We start from the raw sequence: 15,256 nt of genomic DNA on the forward strand, positions 1-15,256 counted from the left end.
TAGAAAAATATATCTGGTAGTACCGCCAAAGGTAGAGTACGGGTTAACACCTAGAGGAAAATCCTTAGAACAAATATTAAGGAGTCTAGACCAATGGGGTTTAAAAGATTATACAGAGCTTAAAGGGTAGGTGTAAAAATTAAATTAGTTGCGCAGCAATATGTTTTAGTAAAAATGTTTCGCGTTCTATAGACATACCTTTTTTAGTGCTAGTAGCCATTGTGTTTTCATTGTGTTTAATAGCATCAAAAATGTTAACCCATTTTGCAGACATACCGTTTGTAATCTCATAAGATTCCATTTTAGAAGCACCCAACTCTTGGTTAATAGTACAAGTGTAACAATATGATATCATGTGCTGAATATCATAATCTGGCTTGTGCCAAGGTCTGTATTCTTCATAAGCACCAAAAGGCTTAATATCTGTAATGTCTTTGGCTCCAGTTTCTTCAACAAGCTCACGGATCATACCAATTACTTGGTCTTCATCCTTATCTAAGCCACCACCAGGTAAACTGTAATCTTCGTATCTTTCTGTGTATAGTAATAAAATATTAGCTCCTTTAATAGCAATACTTCTGGTAGCTAACCTAGTAAAAACAGATTTGTTATCTAGTGTTTTAATGTCTGGGTGATAATGAGTTTTTAAAACTTGCATGCAGTAATTCTAATTTTTACAAAGGTAAGGCAACCTGCTATTTGGTTTAGGCAATTGTGCAGTAAAAACTCTTTTGTTTAAATTTTTAGTAAGACTATTTACTATTATTTTTTTCAATAATTTTAATAATTCTGTTGTATGATATTTCAGATAAGTTCCAGTTGTAGCCACTAAAATCTGTTGTATTTGTAAACTGTACAACAACGGCATCTATATTTTTATGGTACTCTGCAATACTTTGGTAACCCGGTATAAGACCAGTGTGGTTGTATTTGTATATTGATGCGTAAATTTCATTTTCGGTACCAGTAAATAAGTTACCATTATTTAAAGCACGTAAAAATATACCAACATCTTCTGCAGTAGCAATCATAGAACCATAATTTGTAGTTTTTATATCATTATTTATGCCTACGTAATAACCACTCATTAGGTTATCTATGGGAACATCTTTTAAAGATGCATAGGTGTTTTTAAGCGCTAACGGATTTAAAATAACCTCCTTTATATAGTTAAACTTACTTTTGCCCGCTGTTTTATCAATAAGCATAGAAAGTAGCAAGTAATTAGTGTTGCTATACTCATAATCTGTATTGGGTTTAAAGCTTGCAGGTAAACCTTTTACTAACTCAAGAGCTTCTTCAGCATTTTGTGTAGGGTTGTTCCAAAAGTTAGGAGTATTGGTATAATTAGGAATACCACTACGGTGTTGCACCATCATTTTTACAGTAATTTTATCTGCATATTCAATTTTACCATTAAGTTCAGGAAAATAATACGCTAAGCTTTTATTTAAGTCTAGTTTATTTTTGCCAATGAGTTTGGTAATGGCAACAGCAGTGTACAATTTGTCTATGCTAGCAATTTTAAAAAAAGCATTTGGTTTAGCAGTAATTTTTTGTTCTGTATTATGCCAGCCCTCGGCATAAAAAGCAGGTGGTTTACCAGCAACATCTACGTATAGTATAACACCATCAAAACCATAATTAATAGTTTGGTTTAATTGCTCTTGTATAGTGTTTGGTACAGGTTTAAGCCAAGCGGTTACAATGGGCCAAGGCACATAAAAAAAAGATACAACTGTAGAGACAAGTAGTAGTACTCTAAAAATATTTTTTTTGTTCATTAGTTACATTTTTAACTGTGCATAAACAACCAATATATAATTTTAGCAACTAGTAAGGTTAAAATTATGCCTCCAGGAGCAAAAATATAATTATACCATTTTACTTTTTCTTTAGTGTTTTTCATAATGTGGTATGCTTAGTATTAACTAAGATAAAAAATACAAATTAACACCCAATAAGTACCATTTATAAAGTTATAGCATACAATTACACATATCCGTAATTCTACATTAAAAAAAAGTTTTACATTGTAAGAAAATTAAGCGCTAAAAACAGAAATGTGCGTTTATTACACCAATATGGGTGAATAAACGCAATGAATTGCGTTTATTTATAGTTATGCATAATACAAAAAAACTGATATGAGTGAATTAATTGGAAGTGGACATGAGGAAAGATGGTATCCTATTCCGATACATAAAATAAAGAATCATTTCTCAAAATATGTGATTGACGAAGAATTATGTCCTGATTCGAAATATATTATTGCAAACATCAGTTATAACATACAATACATCCAGTATTTACGAAAAACATTGAATGAATTAAATCTTTCAGAAGTTCTTCAAATTCAAACAATAAAGAGTTTCATAGTTATTAGCACTTCTATTATTGAAGCTATATTTTATTTAATATGTTGCAATGAAAACTTGCGAAAAAAAATTATCTGGAAAGAATTCAAAACTATTGGTAAATCTGAATTTTTACTTGACGGAAAAAAATTAAAAAGTGAAACTAAACTCTTTGAAAAAAATGCTGATTCTGGATTTGAGTCATTGACTTTTGACCAAATGATTAAAAAAATAGAAACAAAAAAAATACTAAAACAAGAAAATCAATTTTTTAAAGATTTGAATCACTTAAGAAAACTAAGAAATAAAATTCATCTTCAGGAAACCAAAACAATAGGAAAAACTGATTACAATTCATTTTGGAGACCAGAATATAATTTATCGAAAAAGAACTTGAGATTATTATTGCTTGATGAAATCTTTAAAGCTGACGAATGGAATATTGAATTGTTTGAATTTTTAAAAACATAAAGCACTATGCACAACAAAAGCTATAATTAATACGGGCTTTGGTGTTTAATTCAGAAGAAAGTGTATTTTTACTAAGTCCGCCAAATCTTTTGATTTGGCTTTAGAACAAAAAAAGATAAAACAAAATTAAAAGTTTTGGCTAAGTGCTAAACTGAAAGTCTCTGACTTTCTATTTCCGTACTAACCATAGCTAAAACGTTAGCTTTAATTTGAAAAATCGTTGAAGGAAGAGGATGAAACGAAGTGAAATTTTAATCATATCCATGACTTTTATTGGATTTGCCTCATTATTAGTATGGTTTGGACACCTATCTTTTGGAATTTTTCAAAACTCGAAACCAATTATCTTGGAAACTCCAATTACTGGAGTTATCAACGACCTAAACCAGTACAAAGGCTTCACTTATATTCAGCTCGAACATGAAAATGAGTATTGGAAAATAGATGGTAGCAAAAATTATGACTATTCAGAGCCTTTTATTGCCGATTTTTTACTGAAAGGAGATTTTTTGGAAAAAAATAAATGCTCGGACACACTTTTTGTTAAAAGGGATAATCAAAAATTTCATTTCTTGATTGGCGACGTACTTTATAATAGCAAAACGCGTTCGAAAGAATTCATTGAATATTGGCGAAATCAAAGACGAATTATAACGGAAAAAAGTGATTGTAAATAAAAAAACTAAAGCTAACATTACCTATAATTCAGTCTTGCCTTTTTCTAAAAATAAAATTTAGTACTTTTAATCCGGCTCGATTCCAATCTTGAAAAATCCTAACGGATTTCCCAGACCGAAATCATAGCCTAACCGTTAGCAACAAGTGCTCAAAAAAATGAAGAAAGTAATACAAGTTTTAATTTTTACAATTGTGCTTACTGGATTTAGCCAAACTGGGTCTGTTAGTGGGAAAGTAATTTTTAAACTTGATTCGCTTAGTGTCCCAGGAGCAACTGTAATAATAAGCGGTACTAAAATCGGTGCTGCCGCTGATATTAATGGAGCCTTTGAAATTCCGAAATTGAAAGAAGGTAATTATGATTTGGTGGTCGAAGCCATAGGTTATGGAAAAGATACTATTCAAAACGTAATCGTTAATAATAATTCGAAAACCAAAATAACACTAGGTTTACCAGCAGGAAAATGTCATGTAAAGACTAGCTCTAAAAAATGTCCAATAGATGGAAAAACTAAAAATGTTATTCCAATTCTTTATGGGTTGCCAAGAGAAAAAACAATACGGAAAATGAAAAAAGGAAAAGTCAAACTTGGCGGCTGTGAAGTTACTGGTTGTGAGCCAAATTGGTTTTGTAAAGAACATAAACAGGAATTTTGAGCAAGTTTGTACAGGTGGACTTCACTCGATCGCAATCACTGTGTTGATGGACTTTCAACTCGGACGGAAAATAATATAAAACGCAAAGTTACGTGCTTACTCGAAAGTGTCGCACCAGTTGCTAACAATGCCTATAATTAATACGGGTTTTGGTGCTTAACCCAAAGTTTAGTGCTTTTAACCAAGTCCGCCAAATCTTTTGATTTGGCTTTATAAAGAAAAAGATAAAACAAAATAAAAAGTTTTGGCTAAGTGCTTAATCGAAAGTTTATTACTTTTAATTCCCGTACTAATTATAACCGAGACGTTGCCAGTAATATGAAAAAACACATTCAAAAAAGAAAGGTTTTATTGAGATTTGCTTATTTAGGTTCATTTTTATTAATTAGCCTTTATTCTTGTATAATGCAAAAGCCTTATTCAGCTAAAATAGCAAAATTTCAACCATCTTTTTTGGGGGAAATTAAAGAAAATAATTTAAAAAGAATTGCAGATACAACAGCTATTCTTATCACCGGAAAAGTGTATGATTATGATAGGCCTGAAGGAGGTATTTCCGTGATTTTTATTAGTAAAGAAAACAAAAGAAAGTTTAGAACAGTCACTGATTCTAAGGGACATTTTAAAATAAACATTGTCAATGGATTGTACAATATACAGCTAATACCTTATAAATATGGTAAGTCTCCATCTTTAAACTTTGAAAATTTAAACTTTAAATCTGGAGAAATACGTGAATTAATAATTTATACAGAATCATCTGCTGAGACTGTATCAATGGATACCATTTTTGAAAGTAAAAGAGCTTATAATGAATATATTAAAAGGCAATAAGAAATACTACAGACAACAATGCCTATAGCAAATGGGACATAAAGAGTTAAATTTTTAGTCTTGTAAACTTTAAGATTGCTAATGCCATTAAGCATTAGCAATCTTTTTTGTTAGAAATTATAAGTTTCTGCAGAAAAAGTTTAATGCCAAATATGAATTAAAAACTAACGAATATAGGTTGATGGTTACATTAGTCTCAAAAATGTTTAATATTTACGTTGTTAACTATACAATAAAACATTATGAAATTAAAAATAGCTTATAGCACGTTCTTTGCCACTTTGTTTTTTACAGTCACATTAAGTGCGCAATACAACCAGACTAATGGTGATGGTGCAGAAATAACTTCTTACAGACCTTTTGAAGTGGCTACTGATTATGCCAACTTTAGCAAATGTATAATGCCTAGTGCAGGAGCACAAAAAACTTGTTTTACAGACAAATTACAAGAGCTTTTTAATGAGAACTTAAAAATGCCTAAAGATTCTATTTCTCAAAACTTTAATGGAAAAGTATATTTTAACTTTTTTACAGATGATAAAGGAGAGCTAGAGTCTACAGAGATTTTTAGTAGACCAGAAACTAAATTTATTGGAGAAAAAATAGATGTGGTTCTAAAAAAATTCCCAACCCTTAAAGTAGTTCAATTAAAAGATACGGCTGTTAGTACAGGTTATGTGTTGTATGCCAAATTTAACCCAGGAGAACCTATTCGTTTAAAGGTTGTAGATATTAAGGTAAGTAAAGAAAATTTAAAAGAAAATGAAAAAGAAGAAAATGATGTACCCTTTGTAATTGTGGATGATGTACCCGTATTTCCTGGTTGTGAAGATATGGCCATAAGTAGTAGGAGATCTTGTTTTCAAAATAAACTAGGTAAACACATTGCTAAACATTTTAGATACCCAGAAGAAGCTCAAGAATTAGGTATAGAAGGTAGAGTAAACATTATGTTTCTTATTGATAAAGATGGATTTGTAAAAAACATAAAAACCAGAGGACCGCACCCTTTATTTGAATTGGAAGGGCGAAGAATTTTTACAAAACTTCCTCGTATGACTCCGGGGAAAGTAAAAGGGAAACCTGTAAGAGTACCTTTTAGTATACCTTTGACTTTTAGACTTAACTAACTACTATTAATAAAGGCTTTTGGAGTAGAGTAATAAAAAACAAAAATGAACTACCATTATAGGCAATAGCTAAAACCTTATGAAAAATCAGTTTATATTTATAATAGCATTCTTTTTTATATTTTTTCAGATCTCTTGTTCTAAGAAAAAAGAATCTAAAATTAACTTTAAAGATTTTGTAATTAATTTATCAAAAGACGAAGAACCACCTTTAATTTTAGAGGTAAAGTCTAAAAATGATATTCAGTATTTTGTAGAGAATCAGTCAAAAAAATGGCAAGGGATAGCTAAAGATTCAGAAACAATAATTAGTGTTTACGATTGGAAATTATTTCCGCATAACAATATTGCTTTTGAATATCCAAGAACATATAGTTTTGAAGCAGATTTGACTACAACTAGCAATATTTGGACTTTATCTGGTAATGATTTCAAGATTATGATTATAAGTCTAAAAAAATCAATATCAGTTAAGGAATATGTAGACGGAATGGTTAGTCAGTTTGGACTGTCTAACTGTTCAACAAAAAAAATAACTAAACAAATAAACTCATATGATTTAGAAGGTATGAGTTTGTTAGTTTCATTAACAGGAGTTAATTTAGAAATGGAAATTTTTGAAGTAGTTGATACTAATGGAAAAAGTAGCTTGCTTGTGTTTCAAGATTCTTTAACAGACGAAAAAGACAATAGTAAAGAGTCTAAAAAAGCTATGAGAAAAATAGACCAAACTTTTAAGGTGTATTAATATGGTTAGTAAAAGCTTATTTGTAGGCCTTTAAATGTTGAATATTAAGTTCTTAAATTAGTTGCATATTTTGCAAAACACACAATAATCGCCATAAAAAATGAATAAAATTATAATAGTATTGTTTCTTTTTATTTGCAATGTTACGCTTGCGCAAAGCTTAAATATTACAAGTAAACAACTAAGTGAAAAAGAAATTGATTCTGTTTTTACAACTAATGTTAAAGATAAGCTTCAAATAAATTTTCCTATTTATAGAATTTATCAATTTAATGATAAAATAGGGACGCATTTTATTGTAATGACTGAGAATGAAACGGAATGTGAAGAGTTAGATAAATGTTTTAAGACCCTAAAAGGGTATTGTTTTTTGCTTAAGAACGATGATTTTAAGCTAAAATGGACTTTTAAAGATTACATACTACCTGATACATATGAATATACAATTTCTCATTGGACAAAGTACTTTAAAATAGATGATTATAACAAAGATGGTGTTGTAGATCCAATTGTTGTTTATGGTACCAAAGGTATGAATGATAATGATGATGGAAGAATAAAAATATTGATATACTATAAAGGTGAAAAAATAGCAGTAAGACACCAAAACGGAGTACATGACAATGAAAGAAATACACAAGTAGATAAAAAGTTTTACACTTTACCATTAGAAATACAAGCCCAAGTAAAAACTATTATAGAAAATATAGAGGAAAATAATCACGGCATTTTTCCTGCTGGTTGGGAACAGGCTATGAAAAATAAGGAAACTAAGTTTGATGAAAATTGAAAAAAGGAATTTATAATGAGTTTTATATTTAGAGTTATTTATAATTAAGTTTATAGTAACAGAAAAGGCTTTATACCATTCACTAAAGCCTTTTATACTATTTATAGTCTTATACTAGTTTATTTAAGTAGCTCTATGCCTTTTTTATTACGCCATCAATTTATTTTTAAGCTTCACAAAATAAAACCAATACTAACCTTCTGCTTTAATTTTATAAAAATGAATTCAAAATTGTATTTTCTACTATTTCTTATGTTTACGTCTTGTATTTCAATCAAGAATAGAGAAAAATTAATGAATATAGACAGTATTGGGTTGACTGCTAATGAATTGAAATTAAACGGATATTATTATCAAGAAAAAAGTTATGAAACCTATCCCTATTACCGAAACGAATATGGTGGTTACAGCCAAGATAAAAATAAAAAATATAATCAAATAAGAATTTTGCCTATTGTATTATACCCTGATGGAAGTGCCAATAAATTATCATCATTTTCGGGAACGCAAGATAATTCTGCTTTTAACTATGGAATTAAATGCTCTCTTGAAGAGAATAATACAATTGAAAGCGCATACGAACATTTTGAATGTTATTTAAAAAATAGACCAGAAGACAATTATATTTTTATAAATAAAAAAGCTGAAATTTGGAGTCAAGGCGTTTTTAAAACAGATGAAAACAAAATTGTTCTGCAGATATTTTACAATTCAAGAGGAAATTACTATTTGTATGAAGAATCCGGAAAAATTATTAATGATACTACTTTCATCTTAAATAAAGCGAAAGACTTTGAGACAGGAAAAGAATTTGAAATTAATAAAAAATATATGTTTAAGGCAATGAGAGATATGCCTAAAATTGAAAGCTATATTTTGAAAAACAAAAATAAGTTTGATAAAAACTAATGTTAACAAACTAAAAATAAAGCCAATTGTCTACACAACCTAAACATAATACTGATTTTAGTGCAAAACGGAAAAGTTCTTATACATTTACAAAATTGTTAGATTTTAAAACCAATACTTTGGCAAGCTTTTAGAACATTAAAAGCATTGTATTTTAAATATTAAAGTGTCAATGGTGGGTAATACAAAAACAATAAAAATGGAAAAGTATATAAAGCGACTAGAAGAGAATACAAGTGCATTACTTAAAACTGTAAAAGGGTATTCAGTTGATAAACTCACTGTAAAACAAGGCGAAGAGTGGAGCGTGTTAGAGATTTTAGAACACATTTATATAACAGACAAGGTTATTTGTGGTATTGTTCTTAAACCATCAGATAAGGAATCGATAACTAAAGAGCTATTTGGGCAAAATAAGTTAGAAAATATTTTAGTGCACCAAAGAGAAATAAAAATTAAATCACCAAATATACTTCAGCCAAAAGGTAACTTTAAGAACCTTTCAGAATTTAATTCAGCTTTTACCCATTTAAGAGAGTCTTTAAAAGAGGATATCAAAGCAGAGAAACTTATTGTTGATAACAGAATCCATAATCACCCTTTTCTAGGAGAAATGACAATAACAGACTGGTTAAATTTTATATTATTTCATACAGAAAGACATTTAAAGCAAATTGAAGAAAAATAAGTACTTGTCACAAAAAAAATATGAAGAAAAACGGTATATTAATTTTGTTAGGAGTAATAATTATGGGTTGCTCACCAAAAATCAGGAATACTATTTCTAATTCAACATTTAAACCATTAGATTCAAAGTCAGAAATTATAGTTTTAGATAGCACAGAAAGTATATTAGGCTCAATGCTAATTGGAACTTTTAAAATTGGAGATTCTGGTTTTACATCAGATTGTGGTTATAATAAAGTTATAAATGACGCTAAAGCTCAGGCAAGAAAATTTGGAGGGAACATTATTCAAATAACAGAATTAAAGAGGCCAAAAAAATGGGGTAGTACTTGTTATCGTATAAAAGGAAATATCTTAAGAAACTTTGATGAAAAAGTTATTTCAGAACTTAAATCTATATCAAAAAAGAATAATAAATCTCGACTTCCAAAAGGTGCTGATTATGCCAAAGTGTATATTTATAGACCTAAAATGATAACAGGTAGTTTTATAGGGTATAAAGTTAGAATGGACACAGATTCTATTGTTTGTAGAGCTAGAAATGGAGAAAAATGCGAATTAAAAATATATGATTTTGGAAAGCATACCTTTTGGGCTAAAACAGAATCTACGGATTCTGTTACTATTGATATAAAAAAAGGAAAAGAATATTTTATTAGATGTGCAATGAACCCAGGGTTTATTACCGCCAAACCTTATTTAAATGAAATAGAAAGTCATATTGCAATTGAGGAGCTTGAGAAAATGGATAAATAAAATTACTTAAACTTAAGTATAGGGTTAATAAAAACGAATTTTAAATAATAGCAAACCTTTTGCAGTGTACAATTGTTTCTAATTTAACCACTAATGTTAAGTATATGGACTACATTATTCATAGATATTCACTACATTTGAGATGTTGATTGTATGCGAAAATCGTTATCACTTATATCAAACTAAATATACTTAGATGAATAGACAGTTGAGCAAAAGTATTTTTTTATCCTATATATTAGGAGCTCCTATTGTGTTACTTACAGTAATTACAACTATTTTAATACCTGTTATTTATGTAGGTAAAGGCTTAAGCTCAATGTCTATAGTTTTAGGTAGTGGCTTTCAAACAATTGGGTTTGTTTTGGCGTTTTTAGTAGCATTTTGGTTAGGAGGAAAACTAGCTGATACAAATATAAAAAACAACAATCTATTAATTTCAACTTCATTTAAATACTCTGTATTAGTGAATTTAATAATTTGGATTGTTTTTTGTTTAATTGTTGGTCAGTCTACAGGTAATTCTTATTTTTTATTTACACCTCCTGCAATTATAGCCGTTATTGTAAGTACAACAATTACAACATTTACAATTGGACTTCTTATTTCTTACCTAATTAAAAAAATTAACAACTTGTAATAAACACAGTGTTTTTAATTTATTAAATAATGTAATTAGTATAGCTTAAAGTCTGATAATGTTACACATATAAAAACTTTGTAATAAGATTTTGTATTCTATAACACATCAACCTATATAAAAACAATAGTCTTATTATTAAATACCATTGTTTTGCGTTCTATATGTAATTTTACACCTCTTGCCAATACAATTTTTTCTAAATCTCTACCTTTTGCAATTAAATCTGTAATGCTGTGTGTATGAGATACCGTAGTAACATCTTGTTCAATGATAGGTCCTTCGTCTAAATCTGCTGTTACATAGTGGCTTGTTGCACCAATAATTTTAACACCTCTTTTATAGGCTGCGTGGTACGGTTTTGCACCTGCAAATGCTGGTAAAAAAGAGTGGTGTATGTTTATTATTTTGTTAGGGTATTGGTCTATTACAGTCTGACTAACAATTTGCATATACCTAGCTAAAACAATAAAATCTACATTGTATTCTGCTAGTAGAGCCAATTGTTTTTCTTCGGCTTCTATTTTAGTTGCTTTGGTTACTGGTATATGGTAAAACGGAATATTAAATTGGTTAGCAATACTTTTTGCTTTATCGTGGTTGCTAATAATTAAAGGGATGTCTACAGCTAATTCTCCAGAGCTATGTCTACTTAATAAGTCATACAAACAATGATCATACTTACTAACAAAAATGGCCATTTTAGGTATAGTAACCTCTTTATGTACCTCCCATTTCATTTGGTAAGTAGGTGCTAAAGTTTTAAAGCCATTATTAAAGTCTTCTAGGGATAGCGTGTTGCCAAACTCACTTTCTAATCGCATAAAAAAAGTAGCACTTTCTTTATCTACGTATTGGTCTATGTATACAATATTTCCGCCTTTGGTATGTATAAAATTGGTTACAGTGCATATAATACCTGCTTGGTCTGGGCAGTTAATAAGTATAGTTAGCTTCATAAATAATAAAATTAAGCTAACTAATTTAGGGTATTATCAAATAAGCACCCTAGCTTTCTTATATTTTTATAATATTGAATGTTTTTAGTGTAGATTTTTGCAATTTTCGTAAATTGCAAGTCTAAAATTAGCTATTTAATACGAATGGAACAACAGAAACCGTATACCCCAAAAAATAAAATAAGAATTGTTACAGCAGCGGCTTTGTTTGATGGGCACGATGCAGCAATAAATATAATGCGTCGTATAATACAATCTACAGGTGTAGAGGTAATACACTTAGGTCATGACCGTAGTGTTGCAGAGGTAGTAGATTGTGCTATACAGGAAGATGTAAATGCAATAGCAATAACATCATACCAAGGTGGGCATAACGAGTATTTTAAATATATGTATGATTTGCTTCAGGAGCGTGGAGCAACGCACATAAAAATATTTGGCGGCGGTGGCGGCGTAATTTTACCAGAAGAAATTAAGGAATTAATGGATCATGGTATTACTAAAATCTATGCACCAGATGATGGTCGTAAATTAGGCTTACAGGGTATGATTAATGATTTGGTAGAGAAGAGTGATTTTCCTGTGCCTGCATTAAAATTACCAGAAAATACAACGGTATCTAAATCGATAAAAAATAAAGATATAAATACCATTGCGCGTTTAATTAGTCTTGCAGAAAACAGACATGAAGAGTTTGTAGAGTACTTTTCTAAAGTTGAAAAGCCGACTAAAAATGTACCTGTACTTGGTATAACTGGTACTGGTGGTGCTGGTAAATCTAGTTTGGTAGATGAGTTGGTAAGGCGTTTTTTATTAGATTTTCCTGATAAAAAAATAGGATTAGTTTCTGTAGATCCGTCTAAAAGAAAAACTGGTGGAGCACTATTAGGTGACCGTATACGTATGAATGCTATTAACGATGATCGTGTTTATATGCGTTCTTTAGCAACAAGGCAATCTAACCTTGCGCTGTCTAAATATGTAGAGGAAGCAGTAGAAGTTTTAAAAGCTGCAGAATACGATTTAATTGTATTAGAAACATCTGGTATTGGTCAGTCTGATACAGAAATTATAGAACACAGTAACGTATCTCTTTATGTGATGACACCAGAATTTGGTGCCGCTACACAGTTAGAAAAGATTGATATGTTAGATTTTGCAGATTTAGTAGCTATTAATAAGTTTGATAAGCGTGGTGCTTTAGATGCAATTAGAGATGTAAAAAAACAATATATGCGTAACCATAATTTATGGGATACGCCACAAGAAGATATGCCAATTTTTGGTACAATGGCTAGCCAGTTTAACGATCCTGGGATGAACAAGTTGTACACCAGAATTATGGAAACATTGGTAGAAAAAGCTAATGCAGATTTAAAATCTACTTTTAAATTTGGAAACGAGATAGAGGAAAAGGTTTTTGTTATACCACCAGCTCGTACACGTTATTTATCAGAAATTGCAGAAAATAATAGAGGTTATGATGCTACTGTAGTAACGCAAACCAAAGTTGCACAACGTTTATACGGAGTGTATCAAACGATATTATCAGTTTCTAATACAACTAAAACTGAAGCTGCTTTATTACTTAAAAATGGTTTAGATATAGTTGCCATTTTAGAAGGTGTAAAAGAGGCAGCAGACAAAGACTTTTTAGACTTGCTTTTTAAGGAGTTTGATAGGGTTAAAATGAATTTAGATCCTTACAACTGGGAAGTTATTATTACTTGGGATGCCAAAGTAAATAAATACAAGCAACCTGTTTATAGTTTTAAAGTAAGAGATAAAGAAATTAAGATAGACACGCATACAGAGTCGTTATCTCATTCACAAATACCAAAAGTTGCTTTACCTAAGTACCAAGCTTGGGGAGATATTTTAGGTTGGTGCTTGCAAGAAAATGTTCCTGGAGAATTCCCGTATGCATCAGGTTTATACCCGTTTAAAAGAACAGGTGAAGACCCAACGCGTATGTTTGCTGGTGAAGGCGGACCAGAACGTACCAACAGACGTTTTCATTACGTAAGTTTAGGTATGCCTGCAAAAAGGCTTTCCACTGCTTTTGATTCGGTTACTTTATACGGTAACGATCCAGACCACAGACCAGATATTTATGGTAAAATTGGTAACGCAGGGGTTTCTATATGTTGTTTAGACGATGCTAAAAAATTATACTCTGGGTTTGATTTAAGTCATCCTATGACATCAGTTTCTATGACCATTAATGGTCCGGCTCCTATGTTATTAGGTTTCTTTATGAACGCCGCAATAGATCAAAATTGTGAAAAGTATATCAAAGAAAATGGCTTAGAAGCACAGGTTGAAGCTAAGTTTAAAGAAGTATATGACAGTAAAGGGTTAGAGAGACCAGTTTATAACGGGGATTTACCAGAAGGTAATGACGGTTTAGGTCTTATGTTACTGGGTTTAACTGGTGATATGGTTTTACCTGCAAATGTATATGCAGAAATAAAAGCAACTACTTTAGCGCAAGTACGTGGTACAGTACAAGCAGATATTTTAAAAGAAGACCAAGCGCAAAATACGTGTATATTTTCAACAGAATTTGCGTTACGTTTAATGGGAGATGTACAGGAGTATTTTATAGAAAAGCAAGTAAGAAACTTTTATTCGGTTTCTATATCTGGTTATCATATTGCAGAGGCTGGTGCAAATCCAATAACACAATTAGCATTTACACTAGCAAATGGCTTTACGTATGTAGAGTATTACTTAAGTAGGGGTATGGATATTAATAAGTTTGGTCCAAACTTATCATTTTTCTTCTCTAACGGTATAGATCCAGAATATGCTGTAATTGGTAGAGTTGCACGTAAAATATGGGCAAAAGCACTAAAATTAAAGTATGGTGCAGACCCAAGAGCGCAAATGCTTAAATATCATATACAAACATCTGGTCGTAGTTTACACGCACAGGAGATAGATTTTAACGATATTAGAACAACATTACAGGCATTGTACGCTATAAATGATAACTGTAACTCATTACACACAAATGCTTATGATGAGGCTATTACTACACCTACAGAAGAATCTGTTAGGCGTGCAATGGCAATACAATTAATTATTAATAAAGAATTAGGTTTAGCTAAAAACGAAAACCCAATTCAAGGTGCTTTTATAATTGAAGAGTTAACAGAACTTGTAGAAGAAGCTGTTTTATTAGAGTTTGATAGAATTACAGAACGTGGTGGTGTTTTAGGTGCAATGGAAACTATGTACCAAAGATCTAAAATACAAGAAGAGAGTTTGTATTATGAAACATTAAAACACACAGGAGAGTTTCCTATAATTGGTGTAAATACATTTTTAAGTTCTAAAGGATCGCCAACAGTATTACCAGCAGAGGTTATACGTGCTACAGAAGAAGAGAAACTAGCACAGATTGATACTCTAAAAAGTGTACAAGGGAGAGCTGCAAATGCAGAGGAATTATTAGAAGACTTGCAACAAGCCGCTGTTAAAAATGAGAATATTTTTGAAAAGCTAATGGAGGTATCTAAAGTATGTACATTAGGGCAAATAACAAGTTCACTTTTCCAGGTAGGAGGGCAGTACCGTAGAAATATGTAAACGCAATTAGAACAAAATTTATAGAGTATTATAAAGTAAAAAATCA

The 15,256-nt window shown here is 30.6% G+C and carries 16 protein-coding genes; 13 read left to right on the forward strand and 3 right to left on the reverse strand.

Annotated elements, in window-relative coordinates:
- Nucleotides 1-13 precede the first annotated feature (13 nt).
- Nucleotides 14-130: a winged helix-turn-helix transcriptional regulator gene (locus tag AX016_RS09000; protein WP_232732657.1), complete on the forward strand. Its 117-nt coding sequence runs from the start codon at nucleotides 14-16 to the stop codon at nucleotides 128-130.
- 9 nt (nucleotides 131-139) lie between these two features.
- Here AX016_RS09000 and AX016_RS09005 read toward each other — a convergent pair whose 3' ends face one another.
- Together AX016_RS09005 and AX016_RS09010 are read right to left on the reverse strand one after the other, a co-directional pair.
- A complete protein-coding gene (locus AX016_RS09005; RefSeq protein ID WP_100895286.1) occupies nucleotides 140-658 on the reverse strand; it encodes an NUDIX hydrolase in 519 nt (172 codons plus the stop codon).
- 94 nt (nucleotides 659-752) lie between these two features.
- The gene (locus AX016_RS09010) at nucleotides 753-1,784 is read right to left on the reverse strand and encodes a serine hydrolase domain-containing protein (RefSeq protein WP_100895287.1); all 1,032 of its coding nucleotides are present in this window, start codon (nucleotides 1,782-1,784) and stop codon (nucleotides 753-755) included.
- A gap of 363 nt (nucleotides 1,785-2,147) precedes the next feature.
- On the opposite strand from AX016_RS09010, the gene AX016_RS09015 reads away from it, so the two are divergent.
- From AX016_RS09015 to AX016_RS09065, 11 genes are all read left to right on the forward strand, one after another.
- Nucleotides 2,148-2,828 carry a hypothetical protein gene (locus tag AX016_RS09015; protein WP_100895288.1) on the forward strand — a complete coding sequence of 227 codons (681 nt, stop codon included), beginning with the start codon at nucleotides 2,148-2,150 and terminating at the stop codon, nucleotides 2,826-2,828.
- 233 nt (nucleotides 2,829-3,061) lie between these two features.
- On the forward strand, nucleotides 3,062-3,505 hold the full coding sequence (locus tag AX016_RS09020) for a hypothetical protein (RefSeq protein WP_100894247.1): 444 nt from the start codon (nucleotides 3,062-3,064) through the stop codon (nucleotides 3,503-3,505).
- Nucleotides 3,506-3,662: 157 nt separating this feature from the next.
- Nucleotides 3,663-4,163, forward strand: a complete 501-nt coding sequence (locus AX016_RS09025) for a carboxypeptidase-like regulatory domain-containing protein (protein ID WP_100895289.1) — start codon at nucleotides 3,663-3,665, stop codon at nucleotides 4,161-4,163.
- Between the two features lie 318 nt (nucleotides 4,164-4,481).
- Complete coding sequence (locus AX016_RS09030; protein WP_100895290.1) at nucleotides 4,482-4,997, forward strand: carboxypeptidase regulatory-like domain-containing protein; 516 nt, start codon at nucleotides 4,482-4,484, stop codon at nucleotides 4,995-4,997.
- A 242-nt stretch (nucleotides 4,998-5,239) separates the two neighbouring features.
- A complete protein-coding gene (locus AX016_RS09035; RefSeq protein WP_198519420.1) occupies nucleotides 5,240-6,127 on the forward strand; it encodes an energy transducer TonB in 888 nt (295 codons plus the stop codon).
- Between the two features lie 79 nt (nucleotides 6,128-6,206).
- On the forward strand, nucleotides 6,207-6,875 hold the full coding sequence (locus AX016_RS09040) for a hypothetical protein (protein WP_100895291.1): 669 nt from the start codon (nucleotides 6,207-6,209) through the stop codon (nucleotides 6,873-6,875).
- 100 nt (nucleotides 6,876-6,975) lie between these two features.
- The gene (locus tag AX016_RS09045) at nucleotides 6,976-7,665 is read left to right on the forward strand and encodes a M949_RS01915 family surface polysaccharide biosynthesis protein (protein WP_100895292.1); all 690 of its coding nucleotides are present in this window, start codon (nucleotides 6,976-6,978) and stop codon (nucleotides 7,663-7,665) included.
- Nucleotides 7,666-7,959: 294 nt separating this feature from the next.
- Nucleotides 7,960-8,574 carry a hypothetical protein gene (locus tag AX016_RS09050; RefSeq protein ID WP_100895293.1) on the forward strand — a complete coding sequence of 205 codons (615 nt, stop codon included), beginning with the start codon at nucleotides 7,960-7,962 and terminating at the stop codon, nucleotides 8,572-8,574.
- Nucleotides 8,575-8,773: 199 nt separating this feature from the next.
- Nucleotides 8,774-9,262: a DinB family protein gene (locus AX016_RS09055; protein ID WP_157811115.1), complete on the forward strand. Its 489-nt coding sequence runs from the start codon at nucleotides 8,774-8,776 to the stop codon at nucleotides 9,260-9,262.
- Between the two features lie 20 nt (nucleotides 9,263-9,282).
- Nucleotides 9,283-10,017, forward strand: coding sequence for a hypothetical protein (locus AX016_RS09060; RefSeq protein WP_100895295.1), 735 nt, complete (start codon nucleotides 9,283-9,285; stop codon nucleotides 10,015-10,017).
- 196 nt (nucleotides 10,018-10,213) lie between these two features.
- A complete protein-coding gene (locus AX016_RS09065; protein WP_100895296.1) occupies nucleotides 10,214-10,657 on the forward strand; it encodes a hypothetical protein in 444 nt (147 codons plus the stop codon).
- Nucleotides 10,658-10,770: 113 nt separating this feature from the next.
- Here the strand turns inward: AX016_RS09065 and purU are convergent, their stop codons facing one another.
- Nucleotides 10,771-11,616 carry a formyltetrahydrofolate deformylase gene (gene purU, locus AX016_RS09070; protein ID WP_100895297.1) on the reverse strand — a complete coding sequence of 282 codons (846 nt, stop codon included), beginning with the start codon at nucleotides 11,614-11,616 and terminating at the stop codon, nucleotides 10,771-10,773.
- A 144-nt stretch (nucleotides 11,617-11,760) separates the two neighbouring features.
- On the opposite strand from purU, the gene AX016_RS09075 reads away from it, so the two are divergent.
- Nucleotides 11,761-15,210 carry a methylmalonyl-CoA mutase family protein gene (locus AX016_RS09075; RefSeq protein WP_100895298.1) on the forward strand — a complete coding sequence of 1,150 codons (3,450 nt, stop codon included), beginning with the start codon at nucleotides 11,761-11,763 and terminating at the stop codon, nucleotides 15,208-15,210.
- Nucleotides 15,211-15,256: the final 46 nt, after the last annotated feature.

It is taken from the genome of Cellulophaga sp. RHA19 (assembly GCF_002813425.1).
In the GTDB taxonomy this organism is placed as follows: Bacteria; Bacteroidota; Bacteroidia; order Flavobacteriales; family Flavobacteriaceae; genus Cellulophaga.

What these genes read in the sequence shown, in the direction of transcription:
- AX016_RS09075 (WP_100895298.1), top strand. Translation starts at nt 11,761, where the DNA reads ATGGAACAACAGAAACCGTATACCCCAAAAAATAAAATAAGAATTGTT.
- purU (WP_100895297.1), bottom strand. Translation starts at nt 11,616, where the DNA reads ATGAAGCTAACTATACTTATTAACTGCCCAGACCAAGCAGGTATTATA.
- AX016_RS09025 (WP_100895289.1), top strand. Translation starts at nt 3,663, where the DNA reads ATGAAGAAAGTAATACAAGTTTTAATTTTTACAATTGTGCTTACTGGA.
- AX016_RS09040 (WP_100895291.1), top strand. Translation starts at nt 6,207, where the DNA reads ATGAAAAATCAGTTTATATTTATAATAGCATTCTTTTTTATATTTTTT.
- AX016_RS09020 (WP_100894247.1), top strand. Translation starts at nt 3,062, where the DNA reads ATGAAACGAAGTGAAATTTTAATCATATCCATGACTTTTATTGGATTT.
- AX016_RS09005 (WP_100895286.1), bottom strand. Translation starts at nt 658, where the DNA reads ATGCAAGTTTTAAAAACTCATTATCACCCAGACATTAAAACACTAGAT.
- AX016_RS09015 (WP_100895288.1), top strand. Translation starts at nt 2,148, where the DNA reads ATGAGTGAATTAATTGGAAGTGGACATGAGGAAAGATGGTATCCTATT.
- AX016_RS09055 (WP_157811115.1), top strand. Translation starts at nt 8,774, where the DNA reads ATGGAAAAGTATATAAAGCGACTAGAAGAGAATACAAGTGCATTACTT.
- AX016_RS09050 (WP_100895293.1), top strand. Translation starts at nt 7,960, where the DNA reads ATGAATATAGACAGTATTGGGTTGACTGCTAATGAATTGAAATTAAAC.
- AX016_RS09045 (WP_100895292.1), top strand. Translation starts at nt 6,976, where the DNA reads ATGAATAAAATTATAATAGTATTGTTTCTTTTTATTTGCAATGTTACG.
- AX016_RS09035 (WP_198519420.1), top strand. Translation starts at nt 5,240, where the DNA reads ATGAAATTAAAAATAGCTTATAGCACGTTCTTTGCCACTTTGTTTTTT.
- AX016_RS09030 (WP_100895290.1), top strand. Translation starts at nt 4,482, where the DNA reads ATGAAAAAACACATTCAAAAAAGAAAGGTTTTATTGAGATTTGCTTAT.
- AX016_RS09060 (WP_100895295.1), top strand. Translation starts at nt 9,283, where the DNA reads ATGAAGAAAAACGGTATATTAATTTTGTTAGGAGTAATAATTATGGGT.
- AX016_RS09065 (WP_100895296.1), top strand. Translation starts at nt 10,214, where the DNA reads ATGAATAGACAGTTGAGCAAAAGTATTTTTTTATCCTATATATTAGGA.
- AX016_RS09010 (WP_100895287.1), bottom strand. Translation starts at nt 1,784, where the DNA reads ATGAACAAAAAAAATATTTTTAGAGTACTACTACTTGTCTCTACAGTT.